The 20,840-nt window shown below is 60.0% G+C and carries 15 protein-coding genes and 3 pseudogenes; 13 read left to right on the plus strand and 5 right to left on the minus strand.

Features of this window, described 5'->3' with window-relative positions:
* Positions 1-76: 76 nt before the first annotated feature.
* Positions 77-1,363: an aromatic ring-hydroxylating dioxygenase subunit alpha gene (locus tag AC07UR_RS24190; RefSeq protein ID WP_173422783.1), complete on the minus strand. Its 1,287-nt coding sequence runs from the start codon at positions 1,361-1,363 to the stop codon at positions 77-79.
* A 208-nt stretch (positions 1,364-1,571) separates the two neighbouring features.
* Here AC07UR_RS24190 and AC07UR_RS24195 point away from each other — a divergent pair, with 208 nt between their 5' ends.
* The 5 genes from AC07UR_RS24195 to AC07UR_RS24215 all read left to right on the plus strand — a co-directional run bounded on the left by AC07UR_RS24195 (position 1,572) and on the right by AC07UR_RS24215 (position 6,604).
* Positions 1,572-1,889 (plus strand): non-heme iron oxygenase ferredoxin subunit, encoded by a 318-nt coding sequence (locus tag AC07UR_RS24195; RefSeq protein ID WP_173422784.1) that lies wholly within the window; start codon positions 1,572-1,574, stop codon positions 1,887-1,889.
* A 75-nt stretch (positions 1,890-1,964) separates the two neighbouring features.
* A complete protein-coding gene (locus AC07UR_RS24200) occupies positions 1,965-2,726 on the plus strand; it encodes a class II aldolase/adducin family protein (protein ID WP_209792958.1) in 762 nt (253 codons plus the stop codon).
* A 207-nt stretch (positions 2,727-2,933) separates the two neighbouring features.
* Complete coding sequence (locus AC07UR_RS24205) at positions 2,934-3,683, plus strand: IclR family transcriptional regulator (RefSeq protein WP_173422786.1); 750 nt, start codon at positions 2,934-2,936, stop codon at positions 3,681-3,683.
* 164 nt (positions 3,684-3,847) lie between these two features.
* Positions 3,848-5,086 (plus strand): cupin domain-containing protein, encoded by a 1,239-nt coding sequence (locus tag AC07UR_RS24210; protein WP_173422787.1) that lies wholly within the window; start codon positions 3,848-3,850, stop codon positions 5,084-5,086.
* Positions 5,087-5,089: 3 nt separating this feature from the next.
* Positions 5,090-6,604 (plus strand): ethanolamine ammonia-lyase reactivating factor EutA, encoded by a 1,515-nt coding sequence (locus tag AC07UR_RS24215; protein ID WP_173422788.1) that lies wholly within the window; start codon positions 5,090-5,092, stop codon positions 6,602-6,604.
* Positions 6,605-6,653: 49 nt separating this feature from the next.
* Here AC07UR_RS24215 and AC07UR_RS24220 read toward each other — a convergent pair whose 3' ends face one another.
* A complete protein-coding gene (locus AC07UR_RS24220) occupies positions 6,654-8,267 on the minus strand; it encodes an FAD-dependent monooxygenase (protein WP_173422789.1) in 1,614 nt (537 codons plus the stop codon).
* A 211-nt stretch (positions 8,268-8,478) separates the two neighbouring features.
* Here AC07UR_RS24220 and AC07UR_RS24225 point away from each other — a divergent pair, with 211 nt between their 5' ends.
* From AC07UR_RS24225 to AC07UR_RS24235, 3 genes are all read left to right on the plus strand, one after another.
* Positions 8,479-9,468 (plus strand): substrate-binding domain-containing protein, encoded by a 990-nt coding sequence (locus AC07UR_RS24225; RefSeq protein WP_173422790.1) that lies wholly within the window; start codon positions 8,479-8,481, stop codon positions 9,466-9,468.
* 94 nt (positions 9,469-9,562) lie between these two features.
* Complete coding sequence (locus tag AC07UR_RS24230; RefSeq protein WP_173422791.1) at positions 9,563-10,255, plus strand: class II aldolase/adducin family protein; 693 nt, start codon at positions 9,563-9,565, stop codon at positions 10,253-10,255.
* Between the two features lie 32 nt (positions 10,256-10,287).
* Positions 10,288-11,304, plus strand: a complete 1,017-nt coding sequence (locus AC07UR_RS24235) for an amidohydrolase family protein (protein WP_173422792.1) — start codon at positions 10,288-10,290, stop codon at positions 11,302-11,304.
* A gap of 136 nt (positions 11,305-11,440) precedes the next feature.
* On the opposite strand, the gene AC07UR_RS24240 is transcribed toward AC07UR_RS24235, so the two are convergent.
* Both AC07UR_RS24240 and AC07UR_RS24245 read right to left on the minus strand, forming a co-directional pair.
* Positions 11,441-13,258, minus strand: a complete 1,818-nt coding sequence (locus tag AC07UR_RS24240; RefSeq protein WP_173422793.1) for a methyl-accepting chemotaxis protein — start codon at positions 13,256-13,258, stop codon at positions 11,441-11,443.
* 298 nt (positions 13,259-13,556) lie between these two features.
* Positions 13,557-13,646: pseudogene (locus AC07UR_RS24245) on the minus strand (LysR family transcriptional regulator); the annotation flags it as partial.
* Positions 13,647-13,727: 81 nt separating this feature from the next.
* On the opposite strand from AC07UR_RS24245, the gene AC07UR_RS24250 reads away from it, so the two are divergent.
* Both AC07UR_RS24250 and AC07UR_RS24255 read left to right on the plus strand, forming a co-directional pair.
* A complete protein-coding gene (locus AC07UR_RS24250) occupies positions 13,728-14,066 on the plus strand; it encodes a helix-turn-helix domain-containing protein (protein ID WP_173422794.1) in 339 nt (112 codons plus the stop codon).
* Positions 14,067-14,226: 160 nt separating this feature from the next.
* Positions 14,227-15,585, plus strand: a complete 1,359-nt coding sequence (locus AC07UR_RS24255; RefSeq protein ID WP_209792960.1) for an ISKra4 family transposase — start codon at positions 14,227-14,229, stop codon at positions 15,583-15,585.
* A gap of 757 nt (positions 15,586-16,342) precedes the next feature.
* On the opposite strand, the gene AC07UR_RS24260 is transcribed toward AC07UR_RS24255, so the two are convergent.
* On the minus strand, positions 16,343-16,870 hold the full coding sequence (locus AC07UR_RS24260; RefSeq protein ID WP_173422796.1) for an NUDIX hydrolase: 528 nt from the start codon (positions 16,868-16,870) through the stop codon (positions 16,343-16,345).
* A gap of 508 nt (positions 16,871-17,378) precedes the next feature.
* Here AC07UR_RS24260 and AC07UR_RS24265 point away from each other — a divergent pair.
* From AC07UR_RS24265 to AC07UR_RS24275, 3 genes and pseudogenes are all read left to right on the plus strand, one after another.
* Positions 17,379-19,052 (plus strand): annotated as a pseudogene (locus AC07UR_RS24265) (transposase).
* A 6-nt stretch (positions 19,053-19,058) separates the two neighbouring features.
* Positions 19,059-19,933: pseudogene (locus AC07UR_RS24270) on the plus strand (TniB family NTP-binding protein).
* Entirely contained in the window at positions 19,930-20,715 is a 786-nt protein-coding gene (locus AC07UR_RS24275) for a TniQ family protein (protein WP_173422797.1), read from the plus strand. The pseudogene AC07UR_RS24270 and the gene AC07UR_RS24275 overlap by 4 nt, the downstream one beginning before the upstream one ends.
* Positions 20,716-20,840 lie beyond the last annotated feature (125 nt).

A 20,840-nucleotide genomic window follows, 5' to 3' on the forward strand; every position in this document is an offset into this window, starting at 1 on the left:
GATCTCCTCCGATCAAAGCGATTGTCTTTCGCCGCAGCGGCCGGCCCTTTGGAAGGAGGGCCGGCATCGCTTTTCGTCAGACGCTCGTCGGCGCCTTGCCTTCAATAACGACCAGCGCCTCTTCGGCGACATCGACATAGGACTTGTCGACTGGCAGCACGATCGCAGCCGAGCGGACGCGGTGATGGGCCGGGTCGACCCCGGGAGGCATGGTGCCCTTGTCGCGCAGCGCACGTGCCGCCTTCATCAGCCGATGCCGGGCCATGATGATGCCGTTGTCGGTCGAGACGAGGTTTTCCTTGGAGCGATCGACGATCGGTCCCATGCTTTCCTGCAGCGAAGCGTCCTGCATGGCTATGCCCTCGACGCCGGAGTAAGTCGTCCCCTTGCGTTGGGCCTCTCGGTCCATCAGGTAATCGTTGTCCTTGTTGGCAAGCGGCCGGTAGGTACCGGGCACATAGGCGACGTGGATGCCCTTACCATCAATCATCGCCTGACGCTCTTCCTTCGTGAGCGCTCGTTCCGGACGATAATCGAAGCTCCACGCCCAGCAGTTCTCGTCATCGATCGGGATCCAGAAGTGGCCATGGACCGGATGGTTGCCGCGGGGCGGAACCATGGTGAAGGAGGGCATGACCCAGGGAGTGACGCGCCAGTAGTAGTGGCCTTCCTCGGCATTGCGGCGCGCGCCGATGTAAAGGCCGCCCTCGCTGTCGGTCACTTCAAAGAACGGACGGGCATCGGACATATTGTACTTGTTGCCACGCGCACCTTTGAAGAGCGGGTCGCTGTTCAGGCTGCCGCTGTGCAGCCAGGAAACGTGGCTGGAATCGATGCCGCCCTCCATGGCCTGCAGCCAGTTGCACTCCTGCCAACGCTTGGACGTGAAGGTCTGCTCGGAAGGCACCAGCGAAAATTCCCATTCCGGGTGCGGTGGCTCCTTCTCCGCAGGCCCCATGTAGGTCCAGAGGATGTCGCCGATCTTGATCAGCGGATAGGACTTCAGCTTGATCTTGCCGCAATAGCCGCTTTCTTTCGGCTCGGACGGAACTTCGACGCATTGACCCGTCCGGTCGTATTTCCAGCCGTGATAGGGGCAGCGCAAACCGCCCTGCTCATTGCGGCCGAACCAAAGCGAAACGCCGCGATGGGCGCAAAACTCATCGATCAGACCATAGCGCCCTTCGCTATCACGGAAGGCGAGCAAGCGCTCTCCGAGCAACTTGACGCGCACCGGGGCACAGTCGTTGTCCGGCAGCTCCTCCGCCAGCAGCGCCGGGATCCAGTAACAGCGAAACATCTCGCCCATCGGCGTGCCGGGGCCTGTCTGCGTCAATAGATCGTTCTGGTCCTTCCTCAGCATTCTCTTTCCTCCAGATCGGGGCTGCCTGCGCAGCATTCCCGTTTGCCTTGCCGTCTCTGCTGCCGCGATGGGCAGGGGTTGACGTTCTCGAATGATCGGGTATTCTCTTGTTGTTCCTTTATACGGAACATCGTTTCTTCTTAAGGAACGTACTCGCTGAAGGAGGCGCCGTCAAGCGCCGCATCAATCTCGAAGGAGGAACCGGGAAATGGCTGAGGCAATGACCAGGATCAGGCTGTGTTCGACTGACGACGTGGATTGGGACAGTGCGATCCGCATTGAGGAGGGCGACCTCATCCTCGCCGTGTTCAACGTCAACGGCGCGTTCTACGTGACCGATGACCTGTGCACGCACGGGCCCGGCTCGCTCTCGGAAGGTTATCTCGACGGCCACACGATCGAATGCGACTTCCACAACGGCGCGTTTGACGTGCGCACCGGTGAAGTCGTTACCCCACCCTGCATGCTCCCCGTGAAGACCTACAGGGTTGTCCTCGAAAACAATGACGTGCTGATCGAGGTCTAGTCCCGCCAAGAGGCGATCCGCTTGCTACTCTTAACAATTCGTATAATGTGGGATTTATTCAAAGTGGAGGATGGAATGGCACTGCATAGACACGCGGATCATCAAGCGGAAGCAATCCCTTCTGAAGAAGCGCTAAGGCTCGACGTATCCATGAGCACACGGCTGCTCAACAGTATGAAAATCCTGGAGTATAGCGGCCATGTCTCGGCCCGTCTGTCGGGAGGGAATACGTTCCTGGTCCAGCCCCAGAACAAAAGTCGCGCCGAAGTCAGCCCCGAAGACCTGCTGGTTTGCGACCTCGACGGCACGGTGGTAGCGGGCACGCCCGGCGTGAAGCCACCGTCTGAAATATTCCTCCATTGTGAGATTTATCGCGCCCGCACGGACATCCATTCGATCGCACATTTCCATCACGACGTGACGAATGTCTTTACCCTCGTCGAGGGCGTGCCGCTGCTCCCGTTCAAGAACCATGCCATCCGCTGGAAAAGCGGCATTCCGGTGCATCCCGATCCGGCCCACGTCGACGACGCCGAACGCGGCCGGGCGATCGTAAGCACGCTCGGACCGCATCATGCGATGCAGATCCGCGCCCATGGCCAGATCGTTACGGCCGAGACGGTAAGGGGCGTGTTCATCGATTCTGTCCATCTCGTCGAGAATGCGGAAGCTGCCTATCGTGCCTGCGCGCTTGGAATGGCCAAGCCGCTGACCGCGGACGAGATCGAATCCTTCTCACACAGCTTCCGCCGTGGTCATCATATCCGCAAGCTCTGGAGCTACTACACGCTCGGTGCGATCCGCGAAGGCGTCTTCCCCGAGGCCTGGGCTGTCTGAGACTGCGCGGCCATCATTCAAAACCGCTTGATGGCCGTGCGTTGCTGACACACAATGGCCGCTGCTTTCGCCCCCGATGGCTGAAGCAGCGGCGGTTCTCGCCGCTTGCAGATCCGAGCCGAGACATATGTTGCCGCAAGACTATTCCCTTTCTGGTTCCACCGAGACCTTTCACACAACATCCTCCGCCTTCAGGAGGCATGCCGCTTGAACAGCCATGAAAAAATGCTCGGCCTTCTCGACCTGTTCGACGGCGAGGAGAATGCGGTCGCCGTCACCATCGACGAGATGCACGAACGGCTGGGTTATACCCGTTCGACCCTCTATCGATACCTGAAGACGCTGACCGATGCGGGCCTGCTCACCTCGCTTCCATCGGTCGGCTATATGTTGGGCCCCCGTATCGTCGAACTCGATTACAAGATCCGCACCGGTGATGTGCTGATCCGCGCCGCTCGCCCGGTCATGGAAGAGCTGGCCGCACAGTTTCGCGGCATTACGCTTCTTTGCCGCCGCTATCGCTTCGAGGTGCTCTGCGTCCATCAGGAAAGCGGTACGGATGCGATCCGTTCCGGCTATGAGCGCGGCCGTCGCCGTTCGCTACTGCACGGAGCTGCTTCGCTTTCGATCCTTGCCTACCTGCCCGATCACCAGCTTCGCAAATTCCACGGCGAAGCTGCGGCCCAGTTTGCCGCGGCCGGTTTCGGTGAGACCTTGAAGGATGCCAAGGCGATCCTTCGCGAGCAACGCCAGCGTGGCTGGGTCAGCACCGCAGGCGACGTCACCCCCGGCGTGACCGGCATTGCCGCCCCCGTCCTGGATGGGCGCTCGGAAATCCTTGGCAGCCTCAGCCTGACCATACCCGACGGGCAACTGCAGGCGAAATCGCTGGAGGATATCGCCGAACGTGTCGCGTTTTGCGCCGGGGTGATCTCGAAAACCATCGCGCTCAGCTGACGCGTTCTGGTCGCGTCCGGTCAGAAACAAGCCCTTTCCGAAATCGCACTACCGCCGCTTTGGGCATCTGTTAGCGTCTTTTCCAACAGGGAGAGAGGGTGCGCGGCCGTGCCGGCAGCGTCGAATGCACTCCCGCACAGGATGGATTTGAGAGGAGACGAGCGATGCACCAGGACCCACTCGGCGGCGGCACCGGCACGCACTGGCATGAGCCAGCCGGCAACAAGAAGGCTGGTTTGGGGGAGTTCAAGAAGCAACCCACCCCCTATGACCAGTTCATGGTCGACGAGGGCATTCCGATCTTCCGGGACCTCGGAATTCCGAACGTCCGCGACATACCGCTCGCCCCCTGGAAACGCACCGGCGGCCGTGGCTCCTACATCCAGCTTTACGGCACCGAGACCAAGTGGGGTCACCATGTCGTGGAGGTGCCCGCTGGTGGCGCACTCAATCCTGAAAAGCATATGTATGAGGAAATCTACATCGTGGTCGAAGGCCGCGGCTCGACCGAAGTGTGGCTGGAAGGCGAAGGCAAGAAGCATGTCTTCGAATGGCAACAGGGCTCGATGTTCTCGATCCCGATGAACGCCATGCACCGTATCGTCAACGCCACGAACAAGCCTGCCCTTTTGATGGGCGGCAACACCGCGCCGAACGTGCTGAACCAGATCAACAATGTCGAGGCGGTGTTCAACAACCCCTTCATCTTCCGCGACCGCTTCTCCGGCGCCGACGACTTCTACAAATACCGCGAAGAGATCGAGCCCGATCCGGTGCGCGGCCTTGCCATGCGCCGCACCAACTTTCTGCCGGATGCAGTCAATTGCGACCTGCCACTCGACAACCGCCGTTCGCCCGGTTACCGCCGCGTCGAACCGTTCATGACCAACAACCAGTTCTATTTCTGGATCGGCCAGCACGAGAACGGTCGCTATTCCAAGGCGCATGCCCATACATCGGCCGCGATCCTGATCTGCCTGAGCGGTTCGGGCTACACTTACACCTGGCCGGAAGAGTGCGGCGTCAACCCTTGGCGGGACGGCCATGCGCACCGCGTGCGCCGGCTCGATTACGGCCAGTTCGGCATGGTGACGGCCGCTCCTGGCGGCGCGCGCTGGTACCACCAGCATTTCAGCGTCTCGAAGGAACCCTTCAGGCTCCTCGCCTGGTTCGGGCCCCACAATCCGGGCCGCGATCCGGGCGCGCCGGGCGAAAAGCACACGGACTACACCGCCATCAATGTGAACGAGGGCGGCACCGCCATTCCTTACTGGATGGAAGACCCCCATATCCGGCAGGAATACGAGGCGCTGTTGAAGAAAAATGGCGTGGAAGTGCGCATGAAGCCGGAATGGTATGAAAAGCCGGCCGACACCTCCACCAAGATGTCCGACGTCGTCTGATCCATGGCCGACGACGAGGAACAGCAGGGCGGCCGCATATTCTTTTCAAACATCGGCCGCAGCATGGAGCTGGAGGACGAGATCGTGCTGACGAGCGTTGGCATCGATATCGGTTCCTCCACCTCCCATCTCGCCTTCTCGCGCATCGTGCTGGAGCGGCTCGACACCCGCTATATGGTGGTTGAACGCACGCTGCTGCACCAGTCAGACGTGTTGCTCACCCCCTATAGCGGCGACAATGAGATCGATGCTGAGGCACTGGGCGCTTTCATCGCCCAGCAATATGCCGCGGCCAATCTGAAGCCCGAAGCCATCGACACCGGTGCGCTCATCCTGACAGGCGTCGCGGTGCGCCGAAAAAATGCCCGTGCCATCGGCGACATCTTTTCGGCCCAGACCGGAAAGTTCGTGGTCGTCAGCGCCGGCGACGGACTGGAAACCACGCTTGCCGCCTTCGGCTCGGGCGCCGTCGCGCGCTCGGCCAAGGACGACATCCGGGTCCTCAACGTCGATATCGGCGGCGGCACGTCCAAACTTGCCCTTTGCGAAAGCGGCACTATCCGCCACATCAGCGCCATCGACATCGGCGCACGCATCATCGCCTTCGATGAAAGCCGCCGCATCACCCGCATCGAGGAAGCTGGCCATCACTTCGCCGGCCGCGCAGGGGTGCCGATCGCGTTCGGAGAGCCCCTCAGCGAGACCGATGCGCGCAAAATCGCTGAGATCATGATCGATTGCCTGTTCGAGGCCATGCAGGGTGGGAAGATGCTGCCGCAGACGGTCGCCTTGCACCGCCTGCCACCATTGCCGAATGGCTCGCCTCCCGATATCGTCACCATCTCCGGCGGCGTCTCGGAATTCTTCTATGCCAAGGACGAGCAAAGCTTCAGCGATCTTGGCCCTCTGCTTGCCGTAGCATTGCGCGAAAAGCTCGCGGGCTGGCCGCCTGCGCTGGAAGTGCCGCAGCAGGGCATCCGCGCCACCGTTGTCGGGGCCTCGCAATACACGGTCCAGGTCAGCGGCAGCACGATCTTCGTTGAGCCACTCGGACTGCTTCCGGTCCGCAACGTGCCTGTGATCAAGCCGCAGATCGTCTTTTCTGAAGACATCGACGCCGAAGCCGTTGCCGCGACAGTCCGCGATGCGCTTTCCCGCCTCGATCTCGCCAACGCAGAAAGCCCGGTCGGCCTCTGCTACGAATGGGAGGGTTCTGCCAGCTACGGACGCCTCGATGGCTTCTGCCGGGGGATCGCCGAGGGGCTTTCGCCGATCCTTGCCAAGGGTCATCCGCTGATCCTCGTCGGCGAAGGCGATATCGGCGGCCTTATCGGCATGCATTGCCAGCAGGACACGGGCGTAGCGAAGGTCATTTCGATCGACGGCATCAAGCTTGATGAGTTCGACTTCATCGATATCGGCGCCATCCTCGAAACCTCCGGCGCCGTGCCGGTGGTGATCAAGTCGCTGGTCTTTCCGAGCCTTGGTCTCGGCCATGAAGCCCTCGAGAAACAATAGCGCTTCGCCGCGGGCCGCGATCCCGACAGGAGTTCGCGGCCCTTTGCCGTCAATGGCCCGTGGCCATGGCAGCGAGCGCTGCAGCATCCTCCGGCGCCCTTTGACCACGCCAAACGACATGCATGTCAGGCCGCAGCAGGATCAGGTCGAAGCCATAGATGTCTCGCGCCTTCTGCCCGGCGATATCGAGCGTTGCAAATGGAACACCCCGCGCGCGAAAAGCCTCCGCGAGCTTGCCGTCGTCCGCGCCAGTTCCACCAATCCGCAGCAGGGTATAGCCCGACCCAATCAGGTCCTGCACTGCCATGTCGTTTTCCAGCCAGAGATGCGGCAGACGCGCTCCCGGCCAGGTCGTCGGGTGGTATTCGCGAAAAAGATGCTCCGGGCCGCCCGGCTCGTCGGTAATGACGGGCGAACCGACATAGCGGTAACCCAGTTCCGCGCCGATCATCTCATTGGTCTTGCGCTGCTCGACGTCGGCTATCCGCGCGAGATTGTCTCGGGTCGCCTGCCCTTCAGGTGTCGAATCCCGAATATCGGGGCGATATTGCGAGCGCCATCTGCGCCGTCCGAGCGAGGCATAACGCGACGCCCCGACGTTCCTGTCGCCCACCTGCCTTCGCTCTATCCCGTAAGAGCCGAGAAGTTTGGGGCCACCCCAGCCCTGCAGCACCGCCGCAAGCTTCCAGCCGAGGTCAACCGCATCGCCGACGCCTGTGTTCATGCCGAGCCCACCGGTCGGTATGACCAGATGGGCGGCGTCGCCGGCAAGAAACACCCGACCCAAGCCATACTGATCGGCAAGCAGGAGGTTCTGCTTCCACTGTCCGACATAGAGCATCGAGTAGTCGACCGGCGCACCCACAGCCTTTTCGAACTGGGCAGCCATGTCCTCGTCACGTTCGACCACGGCATGAAGCGTCCAGTGTTTCGTCGAATCCTGCATGATGAGGAAGGTCGCCTGCCCATCTGCCACATGGTAGTGCCGCCCCTTGCCGGGACCGTCCCCGAGCGGAATGCGGTCGTAGAGCGTGTCGCTGTGGTAGAGCGCCTGACGCAGATGCAGGAGGTTGCCCTCGCCACGCAGCTTGATGCCGAGTTGCTTGCGCACCGCGCTCGCACCACCATCGCAGCCGACGAGATATTTCGCCCGGATCGCGCTCCTGTTGCCCTTGCCATCCAGAACCCTGGTCGTCACGCCGCCCGGGTCCTGTTCCAAAGACAGGAACTCGCAGCCATAGCGCACCGCAACCGAGGGCAGCGCCTCGGCAACCGACTTCAGCAGCGGCTCGAGCGTGTACTGCGAGATCAACTGGTAGGCTTCGAGCGGAAGCGACGCATCCTCGCTGCAGGCAATCTCCTCAAGCGCCTGCGACACGGAGGCGTAATGCAGGCGAAGCAGTGGTGGCTCGTTCATCGCCAGCACCACATAAACATCCATCGGCACCGATGCATTGAGCCCTGCCGCTCGTATCTTCTTCGACAGGCCCATGCGGCGGAAGATTTCCATGGTGCGTGCGTTGCAACGCTCCATCTTCGGCAAGAACTCAGGGCCTTCCTTCTTCTCGATCAGGGTGCAACGTACCCCTCTCTGCCCCAGGTCGATCGCAAGTGTCAGCCCGACAGGACCTGCTCCAACGATAATGACATCAGTTTCATTCATTGTGGGATTCCATGAAGCTATGGCGATCGTTGTCGACCGGAGTTAATGCGGCAAACCTTTGTGCACATAGTAGTCATCGACTGAAATCTTCGTCAATCGTGACTATGCAAAAATCTCAAATTATAGGATTATGTAAAATTTACTAGACAAGCAAAAGCACGTGAAGCATGGTGCTGACACGGCCCCGAGGAGGCACAACGCAGGAGGAAGCATGACGAAAAAGGTGCAAATAACGCTGGCTTGCGGCGATTACGAAATCGTCCGCGCCCTCAAGGAGGGCGAGATCAGTCCTGATGGTATCGACCTCACTATCCTGACGGAGATGGATTCCACCACCCGGCACTGGCGTTTTCTACGCAACCGGGAATTCGACGTGGCGGAGGTATCGCTCTCCTCCTACATCGCCGCCAAGGGGCGCAACCTCCCTTTCGCGGCGATCCCGGTCTTCCTGCACCGGCGCTTTCGCCACGGCTTCATCTTCACCAACACGGCAAGCGGCATTCGCGAACCGACGGATCTGATCGGTCGCAAAGTCGGCGTAAAGAACTACCTCGTCACCGCAACTCTCTGGCAGCGCGGCCTCTTGGAGAGCGAGTATGGCGTACCCCACACCTCGATGGATTGGTATGCGGAGCTGGACGAGGACGTCGATTTTATCCCCCCCACCGGTTTGCGGCTCCATCGCCTTGCAGACGATAAATCAGTCGAGCAAATGCTGGTCGATGGCGAGATCGACGCCCTTCTCCACCCCGACCTGATCGAACCCGTCCTGCGAAAGGACCCCCGTGTGGGTCGCTTGTTTCCCGACTACAAACGCGATGAAATCGGCTACTTCGAGCGCACCGGCATCTTCCCGATCATGCATGTGCTCGGCATCCGCCCTGAGATCGTCGAGCGCCACCCCTGGGTACCGATCAACCTTTATCAGGCTTTCACCGAGGCCAAGCGCATCGCCATGGAACGCATGGAGAACCCGCGCATCGTGCCGCTCGCCTGGTATCGCGAAGCCTGGGAGGAACAACAGGCAATCCTCGGCGACGACCCCTGGGCCTATGGCCTTGGTGAGCAAAACCGTAAGACGCTGGAAACGGCCGTCGACTACGCCCACCAACAGGGCCTGATCGATCGCAAGCTCGACCTTTCAGATCTCTTCCTCGACCTCTCGCAGGGCCGCAAACGCGGTGACAAACACCGTGTGTAGCGCCTGCGGCACGCCCGCTGGGGTCAATCGCTTCAAGCCTGCCTGGCAGGCGGCGGATTGTAACATGCAGCCGGACCAATCAGAGGCAACAGCCATGCATGAAGACCTGAAACAGCGCATGATCGAGGCGGGCCGCATCCTTGAACAGGCAGGCCAGGGCGACTGGACCCGCGGTCACATCTCCGTTCGCGTTCCCGATTGCGCGGACCGCTTCTACATGAAGGCATCGAAGATCGGACTTGAGGAAATCACCCTCGACAACATCATCACTGTCGGCCTCGATGGCGAAAAGATTGCAGGCGACCACGGCCGCCACAACGAAGTCTACATTCATTCCGAAGTGCTGCGCGTCCGCCCCGACGTCAATGCGGTCGTCCACACCCACGCACCCTATGCCGTGAGCTTTTCCGCACTCGGCAAGCCGTTGCAGGCCGTCGGCCACCCAGGCTCGATCTTCGCCGAAGGGCTTCCGGTGTTTTCGGAAACGACCCAACTGATCACCACCGCCGAGCGTGGGCGCGCGGTTGCCGCGACGCTCGGCACGCACGACGCCATGCTACTGCAAAACCACGGCCTTGTTACCGCCGCCGCCACGATCGAGCAGGCGATCTATTTGGCTTTGTCGCTTGAAACCGCCTGCATGATGCAGCTCTGGGTGGAGGCCGCCGGCGGCGCCAAGGCGCTCGGCAATCCCGAGGACATCAGGGCCAAGCGCAAGCACATGTTTCGCGAAGAAATGTTCAAGGCGACCTTCGCCTATCTCGTGCGCCGCCTGAAGCGCGGCTGATCGCATCATCGCAAAGCTATGGAGGAGACCGCATGCACTATGTCGATGCATTCAACCACTTTTTCCCGAAGGCCCTTTGGGATCGCATCCAGAAGCTGGAGGGCGCAGGCAAGGATATCGGCCGGCGCATGCAGGGCGTTCCCTGCATTTACGATCTCGATGTCCGCTTCCGCGTTATGGACGAATTCCGCGACTATACCCAGATCCTGTCGCTCGGCATGCCGCCGCTGGAGGCGATGGGCGGCCCGGAGCTTTCGACAGAGTTTGCCCGCATCGCCAATGAGGGACTCGCCGAACTGGTGGAGAAACATCCCGAACGGTTCGCAGGCTTCGTCGCTGCCCTGCCGATGAACGCGCCGGAAAATGCCGCCAGGGAAGCCGAACGCGCTTTCACCGAGCTTGGCGCCAACGGCCTGCAGATCCACACCAACGTCAACGGCGCACCGCTTGACGAGGAGCGTTTCTTTCCGATCTTCGAAGTCGCCGCGCGCCACGGCAAACCGGTTCTCCTACATCCCTCGCGCGGCGCCTCGATGCCGGACTACGCGACCGAGGACAAATCGAAGTATGAGATCTGGTGGACCTTCGGCTGGCCTTATGAGACCAGTGCCGCCATGGCCCGCCTCGTGTTCTCGGGCATTATGGACCGGCTGCCGGACCTTCGCGTTCTCGCCCACCACATGGGCGCGATGGTGCCCTATTTTGAAGGGCGCGTCGGCCCCGGGTGGGATCAACTCGGCAAGCGCACGACAGATGAAGATCTCACTCTCGTACTGAAACGACTAAAAAAACGCCCGCTCGATTACTTCAAGGATTTCTATGCCGACACCGCGGTCTTCGGGTCCCGCGCAGCCACGCTTTGCGGACTGGAGTTCTACGGTAGCGACCGCATTCTCTTTGCTTCCGACTCGCCTTTCGACCCCGAAAAGGGCCCAGGTTACATCCGGGACACCCTGAAGATTCTGAACAGCCTGGACCTGCCGAATGAGGACATGGAAAAGATCTGCTTCAGGAACGCAGAACGCCTCTTTGGTCTGAAGACGAAGTAAAATCGCACACAAATAATACGCTAGCGCCTTGGTAGCCCGACAACTCTTGAGATTGCCGGGCGTTCTGATGTCGATTTGCGGCTCAATCAAACTCGGAGCGTTTAGATCGTCATTGGACTACGCGCTCCGCATTGCTTCAGGCAACCCGCCTCATTTCCTGAGCCATCTCGCCAGGCGAAGCTGTTGATCCGGTGCGGAACCGCTGGACCTGCCGCGCCAGGTCATCGGTCTCCCGCGCCAGCGATCGGGCGGCCGCCGTGGTTTCCTCAACCATCGCAGCATTCTGCTGGGTCACCTTGTCCATAAGATCGGCGGCGACGGAGACCTCCTTGAGGCTCGTCGCCTGTTCCCGTGACGTGCGGGCAATCTGCGAGACAACGCCGTTCACATCGGAAACCTGCACCACGATCTCGCACAACGACGTGCCCGAAGCCCTTACCAGCTTGACGCCCTCGTCGACCTGTCGGCTCGAAGTCGAGATCAGATCCTTGATCTCCTTGGCCGCTTCGGCCGACCTCTGAGCAAGACCGCGAACTTCCTGTGCGACCACGGCAAATCCGCGCCCGGCATCGCCCGCACGCGCCGCTTCGACACCGGCATTCAGCGCCAGAAGGTTGGTTTGAAAGGCAATTTCATCAATAACGCCAATGATCATCCCGATCTGGTTGGAAGAGGATTCGATCGCCGTCATCGCCTCGACGGCCATAGTGACGATCTCACCACCCCTGCGGGCGTTCTCCTGTGCGGTGGTCGCAAACTCCTGCGCACGACCCGCGCCGATGGCCGCATCGTCAACCCCACGGGAGGCGTCTGATAGGGCCGCCACTGTCTCTTCCAGGTTCGCTGCCTGCTCCTCCGTACGCTTTGCAAGATCGTTCGATGCATCGGAGATCTGGGCTAGCCCAGCACGGATCGTGCCGACCGAGGCCACGACCGAACCGATCGCCTGCTCCATTGCAGCGACAGTATCGTTGAATTTGTCGCGAATGGTCTCGAACTCCGGCGCCACGTGTTCTTTCATGCGGATGGTGAGATCGCCATTCGACAGTTCGGTAAAGCAAAACTGGACCGCATCGACGAAGCCGCGCAGGCCCTGTTGCCGAACATTGTCGACGGCGAGCTGGCGTGTACGTTGCTCTTCCTGCACGCGCCGCGCCGATACCGCATCGGCTTCCAAGCGGCGGTTTTCGTCGACTGCATCGCGAAAGACCCCGACGGCCCGTGCCATGGCGCCGATCTCGTCGCTCCGGTTGTAGCGATCGAGCGCGATATCGGTGTCGCCGCCGGCAAGCTTCAGCATCAAATTGGTCATCGCTAAGATCGGTTTGCCGATCAGCCTGTTCAATAGCCAGCCCAATAGCACCGAGGCAAAGATCAGGAAACCTATACCAGCACCAAGTGTGACTTTGGTCGCGAAGTTCGCCTTGGCCACCTCGTCGGCAGCGTTGTCCATTGCCGTGTGTTCAGCCGCACGCAGCTCCTCGATGATCGTCTGCGCAGGGTCTATGTAGCTGTCGGCCGTATCCGACATCGCGATGTCCACGGCCTGCGCAAAGGTTTTTTCCTTGAGCGCTTTGCCCATGACCGGCTCAAGGACCTTCAGCCGCCACGTGCCGACGTGGTCGAGCATGATCTTCATCTTCGCTGCAACTTCGCTGTCGCTCTCAGCTGTCTTCCTGGTGATGTCGACGTTCTTCAGCAGGCTTGCATAGTGCTTCTCGATGCTGTCGATGTAGCGCTTGTCCCTGCTGACCAAAAGGCCACGAACCGAGCTTTCAAGGCGTGCCATAGAAAGTCGGATATCGGTCGCCGCCGCGACGATGCGCCCATGAACCTCGCTTGCCCGGCCGGCTTTTTCTACGGTTACCACCTGCTGATGGACCACCGCCCCGATGCATCCGGCTGCAACGACCAGAAGGGCAAATGCCAACCCCAGTTTGCGTGCAGTCTTCAAATCCCTCATCCCCATCATCCGCATCCCCCAGTGCCATGCAGCAGTCAGATCTGCCACAACCCAGGCAAGTGCCTGCTGCCCGGGAAGATTGCTAGATATGGCCCGTAAACAGCGCCTTAATCGAATGGGCCGAGTGCGAAACGATTATTTGAGGGCAGCAAGCGCAATTTTCGCTTGCATTTCGAATCCGACCGAGCGCGCGAAAATCTGCTGTGGCAGCGCACGGTTTCGACCCGCAGAAACAGATTGAAGCGGCGACATAGGCCGGCATCTCTGCCGGTTACCTCTCCGCGGGGACAGGCTGGACAATGCATATCCGAGCCGCCGCTCGATTGAAGTGCAGCTCTTCGGCGACCGCAATGACTTGCGAAATTTGGCGTAGCTCCAGGGTCTCCACCACATTTTGTTGTCATCGAACACCACGCATCGCACATAGACCCGTGTGGTTTGCCATGAACAAAATGAGGGCATGGATACTTTTGCCCTGAACCTGAAGCGCCGCGCTGAACAACTCGGGATTTCAAACGCCGAGGTCGCTCGACGCTCCGGGTTGAGCGATCGGCGCTATGGAAACTACGTCAGCGGAGTCCGCGAACCGGACCTTTCCAGATTGGTCCGTATAGACGAAGTCCTGGGTATCAGCGTCGACGAGCTGCTGGGCGTGAATACTACCGAAAGCAAGGTCCGCACTGTCGAAGAGCAATTCCAATACCGCATCGCTGTCGCGCTCAAGGCTTTGAAAAGCGAAGACCCTCAGCGACTTGTCCTGATGATCGAAGCACTAGCATCATCGCTCCCAAGCGCCTGACCTTCGAGGAAGTTTTCCACTTCGCCTATCCGCGCAACAAGCCTGTCGTTTTGCACTTAAACCTGAGACTCGCGTCGCAACGATTTCAATAAGGGGAGCGGGAAAAAGGTGGGGGTAAGAAGTTTCGCGTAAGCAGGTGCCTTTTCTGAAGGGGCAATCGTTGGCGTCGCAATTAAAGATGATCATCTTGGTCGACCTTGTTGGCATTGACGGCTTGTCGCAGCGTTGCGAAATTGCCAAGGTCGACCGGTCTCTCGACGGGGCCCGTCTCAACGATTTTGGCCTCTCCCTCGAAGAAGCCAAGAAGATACAGCGGCGCCTACAACAGGAACTGACGCAGTTTCAGACGGATCAAGCCGCCCAGCGAGATCGGAAGTGCCAAGACTGTAACCGCCGTCGCTCAGTGCATGATAATAGGTACCGTACGATCTATTCGCTCTTTGGATCTTGCCACGTGCGTGTGCCGCGGTGGCGCAGCTGTGCATGCGGATCGACCGCGAGGTTGGGCACGGGAAGCGTCGAGACCCTGTTGAATGGCCGAGCTACCCCGGAGTTGGAGCGGATCCAGGCCGAACTCGGCTCCCGGCTGTCGTTTCGAGAAGCCGCCCGTGTGCTTGATCTCTTTGTGCCGGCCGCGCGACCACATAATCATCGGACCGTCAGCAACCGGCTCGCCAAGGTCGCCGATCAGATCGAAAAGTGGGACGTCGCCAGCCCCTATCGCATCAGCCGAGCCAGCGAATCCGCCGTTTCCGTTTTCATTGATGGTGCCTACATTCGCGCAGTTCCCGGATATCAAAGCCGGCATTTCGAGATCGCGATGGGACGCGTTGTTTCACAGGGTCGGCCACCGCGTCAATTCGCGGCTGCGCCGAATGTAGCTACCGGCAAACACGATATCGTTCGCGCAGCGATGCGCGCACAAGGATGGCTGCCTGGCCGAGACGTCACTGTCTTTAGCGATGGTGAGGTCGGGCTGCAGAGTATCGTCCTCAGCGCAACACGCCAGCCCATCACGCATATTCTCGACTGGTTTCATCTATCGATGCGGCTGCGGCATATTGAACAGGCCTGGGAGGGCATCAGGCATCTGCAAAATCTGGATGTCTATCTGCAAAACGTCGCGGTCCATGTCCCCAGGCTTCGGCATCTCCTCTGGAGCGGATATGTCCGAGAGGCAAGCGAAGCCGTAAAGCAGATGCTCGCCCAATTGGATCAGCATCTCGATTTTCGCGGCGCCCCCGGCAAAATCAGGCGCCTATACGAGCTGATCAACAATCTTGGCACCTACCTGGGGCAGAACGCAGCTTCGATCGTCAACTACTGTCGGCGATACTGGTCCGGTCAGCCGATATCCAGTTCGCCGGCTGAAAGTGCCGCCAACAGCCTCGTCAATGCCCGTATGAATAAGAAACGGCAAATGCGTTGGACACCGATCGGCGCTCATCGGGTTCTTCAAGTCCGAGCCGCCGTCGCGGACGGCCGTCTCAAACAGGCAAGGCTCAATCTCGCAGCCTAACCCCCAGCTTTTTCCCGCTCCCCGGAGGTCTTCGCAATTGCACTTAATCTGAGATTCTCAGCCCACAGAATCTCAAATTAAATGCCAACCAAGAAAGGAACGGCCGCATTCTTACTTTCAAGTGCCAAACGACATTATACCACTGGTTGTTCCGCTCTGCATCCACAATGCCCGACTGGCCCCTCGCTTTCAAGCTTTTTCAGTGCCGCCGCCCACCGACCAGCCAGGACAATTTTCATCAACGAAGCGTGAGTGCCCCGGCGCAGGCGCGAGCACATTTGCTTCGTGGTAAGCTTGCCCTCTCGCCCCATGCAGCAATGGAACATTTCACCTCGCTCATAGATCGGCGACATTGGTTTGAAGGGATAACCGAAACTCTCCGGGGCCTATTCTCTCCGCGGGTGACATCCCCAATCCCGGTCCTTTCTCACTTCCGCGCGAGTTCATACCTCTGCCTAGGCTCGCCGCATCCGACAGACGAGCGAGGAACCGGCTGCACGCAACGAAACGTCAGTGGAGTGGAGGAAGAGGGGCGTCTGGTGCTTGAAAGGGTCAAGGGGCAGCGCCAGCCCCGGTCCTCCCTTTGCGCCCGAATCTCGCGGCGTAATACGAAGGACCAGAATGCGCGCTTCATTCGCAAGCTGAACATGAAAAGCCGCGCCGCCCTGCGCTTTAAGCGCGGGTTCACCCGCTTGCATGATTGCGGGAGCCCAATTCGTTGAATGGGCTTCTGATCTGAAACTACGTTAGTTTGGTGTCAGCCGCGGGCTTTGCTAGCATTCGGATTGAAGTTCACCAGCAGAGATTTCAGCTCAATTTCGCGAACGCGCCCGGCTGCTTCGCTCGGGCTCACCCAGTCGAAAACGCGTTGCCCTCGTTCTTTGAAATCGGTGCTGATCTCTGTCACCTCAATCTGAAACATCTCCACGATGCAGGGGGCAACATTGCCATCATCGAGTTCTTTCAGGTAGGTATAACTGCCCACGGACTTCTTTTTCACCTTACCGCGCACGCCGGCTTCTTCCCATGCTTCGATAGCCGCCGCTTCATAGGGCTTCTTGCCCTTCATCGGCCATCCTTTGGGGATGATCCATCGCCGACTTTCACGCGAGGTGATGACCAGGACCTCAATCTCGGAACCACCCTCCTTGTAGCGGAAGCACAGAGCACCGCATTGCTGGCGAAATGTTGTACCGAACAGCTTGTCCGGGTTTCGAGCAAGCTGTTGGAGTAGCATCTCTGGATTGCCCGCCGTGGGCTGACTGCGTGGCTTCTCTGACTTCATGAGAATTGAAGGTCTCAAATTTCCCTTTCTATCTCAATCGGCCATGTTGTTTTATGACAGTTCTATGACAATCATCCACGCACAGGGAGAGCGTATAATGGGCGATCAACCGCCAAGCTATTCATGCTTTTGCCTCAAACACCCGTTCCTCAGCCAAAAAATAAGATAGGACTCGTGCTGGCGTGCGCCGCGACGTCCGCGGACGGTGCGTGCCTCGCACGCGACACCATGCTTGAGACCTGTCGGAAGCTCGGTCTGTCGTTCTGGCAGTATCTCGGCGACCGCATTGGTCTCGAAGGCCGGCTATTCCGCCGCTGGCTGCCCTGGCGCAGCAAGAGCCTAGGCGTCCCTCCCCTACGATCAGGTACTGGTACTTCCTCAGCCCATGGTATGATCCGCATCGCGACGCGCTTCGCCCATCAAAAGTGGCATGGCCACCAAATTTGTGGATTTAACTTTGTCGATTCAAACCGCAAAATGTCATATGCCCGTTAGCTTTAGCCGGTAGATGCGGTCTTTTTTTCCACTAACGATTTCAGTGAAACTCTGCAAGCGATTGCACAACCGAACCTCGACGGCGGCTCGCGCGATTTCGGACGAGCAATGGTCGACGGCGAGTCGTGTAGCCCGTGAACTGGACAAGATTGTCGATGGCACCGGTCCGATACAAGCTGCCGCTGACCGGGCTGCGGCCGAGCTACGGCTGTCCGTGCGGCAAGTTTACAATCTACTTGCTCGATACCGCAGCGACCGGACGGTCACTGCTTTGCTGCCGAAACCCGGCGCAAGCGTCTGCCGGACGGGATCGAGGCAATCATCAGCGCGACGCTGCGCGAGCAATGGCTTACGCTCGAGGCGCCTCCACTCGCACCCGTTGTCGCCGAAATCCGTGCGCGCTGTGAAGTAGCCGGCCTTGCCCTGCCGTCCTATGTCACCGTCGCCCGGCGCATCCCCGCACTATTTTCACCCGAAGAGATCGCCAGAAAGCGGTCGGCCAATCCAAAGCACCTGCTGCGGCTGAAGCCGCGACCAGGCTATATCCATGCGCCGCACTCGCTCGACGTCTGTCAAATCGACCATACGCCGATATCAATTTCGTCGAGGTTGTCGACGGAGGCGGACTGTTCGTTGGCCGTCCTTACCTAACGATCGTCACCGAGGTTGCGACTCGGTCCATTCTCGGCGTCTGCCTCGCACTGGAAAAACCTTCGGTCCTGTCTGTCGCACTTTGCCTTGCCCAGGCCCTGTGCCCGAAAGAGCCTTGGCTTGCGGCCCGCAACCTCGACCATGCCTGGCCGGTATTCGGCCGGCCAAAACTGCTCGTTACGGACTCGGCGAAGGAATTCAAGGGGTATGCGTTCCAACGCGGCTGCGATGACTATGGCATTCGTATCCGCTATCGCGATCGTGGCCGCGTGCATCAGGGCGGTGTGGTCGAGCCCCTGCTGGGCAAGCTCAACGCTATTCTCGCCGCATATCCCGGTTCTTCGGGGCGCTCGGTGGCAGACCGCGACGAATATCCGTCCGAGCGGCGCGCGCGCCTGCGTTTCGCGGACTTGGAGCGATGCCTCGCACTTGCGGTCATCGATCACAATCTTCAGGAAAACGCCAAGACGCTGAAGGTGCCGATCACGGAATGGCAGCGCAACAGCGCTGCTGTGCCCCGCTTCGATGACGATCCGCAACACGTCCTGTTGTCGTTTCTGCCGGGAACTGAGCGGCAATTGTCGCCGCAAGGGATCAGCATGTTTGCGTTGCACTACTATGCGCCGTGGCTTGGTAGTCTCATTCCGCAGCGCGACCGGCTCGGAAAGCTGGAGGTGCGAAACGATCCGCGGGACATCAGCCATGTCTACGTCCACGACCCGGAAGCCCGACAGTTTTGTCCCGTCGAGCGGCGCGATGGCCAGTTGACGTCACTGACGTTATGGGAGCACGAGGCCAACCGCGCCGGCCGGCGTGCCGCAAATCACCGCTCAAGCAAAGAGAAAGTGGCGCTCGCCGTGAGATTGCAGCCATTGTCGAAGCGGCGAAACCGTCAAAGCGCCAATTGCGCGATGCCGTGCGCAGCGCGCTCGCCACCGCAGCGGCAAAGCCCTATCAGGCAATGCAGCCACCAGTGTCTGGTCCCACGCAACACCCCGTGCGCCAGAAGCGCCGGTTGCCGGTGGAGGATTGGTAGCTCCGCATGTCGGATCATTTGCTTGATCATGTCCGGTCGTATCTCGACCGAGATCCCGCCGAGCGAATTGCATATGTCCGCGCCCCGCGATGGATCGCGCACCAAGTTGCGAAGGACGCCCATCGCCGGCTGGCGGATTTGCTGTCGCGACCAGCGTCGTTGCGGACGCAGGGCCTGATGCTGGTTGGGCCCTATGCCAACGGCAAGACGATGATCGCCGAGCGCTTTGCAGTCGAACATCTGCGAACCGCGTCGAAACAGAAGGCATGGATCGTTCAGCCCCGTGAAGGCGCCGGCCTCGGTCATTTCTATGCAAGCATTCTTCAAGCATTACGGGCGCCGATCGGCGACCGCAGCGTGGCTCGAAAGGTGAGCAAGTCGATCACTTGCTGGCCAGCCTCAAACCGAAGGTGCTGATCTTCGATGAGTTCCACAACGCGCTACGCGGCCGGACCCGCGACATCGAGGCGATCTTTGCGTTTCCGCGACGGATCGGCCGCCAGTACGATGTGGCATCGGTGCTGATCGGAGAGGTGGCCGTCTACGACTTTCTCAACGCCACCAGCGAGATGGCGAGCCGGTTCGATCTGCTCGCAGTTCCGCGGTGGCATTATGACGAGGATTATCTCACGCTGCTCGACAGCCTCGAGGCAGCATTGCCGCTGGCTCGCATCTCGGATCTGTCGGACGAACGGCTGGCGCGGCGGATATTCAGCCTCTCGGAGGGATTGATCGGCGAGATCGTCACCATCGTCACCAAGGCGGCGATCGCCGCCATCAGCTCCGGTGCGGAGCAGATCACGAGGGCGGGCATCGACGAGTTGCACTACGTTCCGATCTCGCACCGGCGAAATTCGGCGCTGCGCGAGAGCCTGCTATGACGATATGCGACGGGCCTGGCTTGGCGATCGGGATTGGCGAGCGGTACCGCGACGTTGTCTCGGATCGGTGGCCCAGCGTCGTCGCCCCGCAGCACGACGAGTTGCTGTCGAGCTGGGTACACCGGCTGGCGTATGCCAACGGTGTTGCGCCTCGTGCTTTCGCCCGTGTGCTCGGTTTAAGCCCAGGGATGTGGTCCGCAACCCTCGACCCCCGGCTACCCGTCTACGTCGCCCGCCTGCTCCACGCACGTACTGGCCTTTCTCTGCGAAAGCTCTCGGTGATGCCAATGAAATCGTCGCCGCTGAAGCAGCTCCTGCTGCCGCTTCGCAACGATGGCCGCCGGGGCAGTTCGACCTGGCTGCAGTTCTGCCCGCGATGCCTTGCCGATGATGCACAGCCGTATTTTCGGCAGCGCTGGCGGTTTGCGACCCAGGTTTCATGCCTGATCCACGGCTGCGGATTGCGTGACCGATGCCCTTGCTGCGCCAGTCGCATCGCACCCTTCGATCAGGTCGAGCTCGTCCCGCAACATTTCTGCGCTGGCTGTGGCTTCGATTTGCGGCGTGCGCCGAATATCGTTGTCCGTGCTCCGGCAAGGCGGCTCGATCGTTGCATCAATGATATCTGCCGCATGGAAGCGATCACTGGATCTCTGACCAGAGGCAACCCCGGCCAGCGCCGGGCAGGCCAAGCGCTCATCTACATCAGAGGGGGTCAAAATTGGGCTCTGACGCGCCGGCATTCGATCTTTGACTGGATTTCCGCCCACGGTCGGATGTAACATTAAAGTTGTAACTTGGCGTAAAATGGTAAGATCACACGCGGCTAATACAGCAGTAATCCCTAGGCTGGAATGCCTTTGCGACCCAGATCTACGCAGCAGCCAGTTGCGAGATCCGGCCGGCA

Source organism: Ensifer sp. GW821-FHT05G01 (assembly GCF_059419585.1).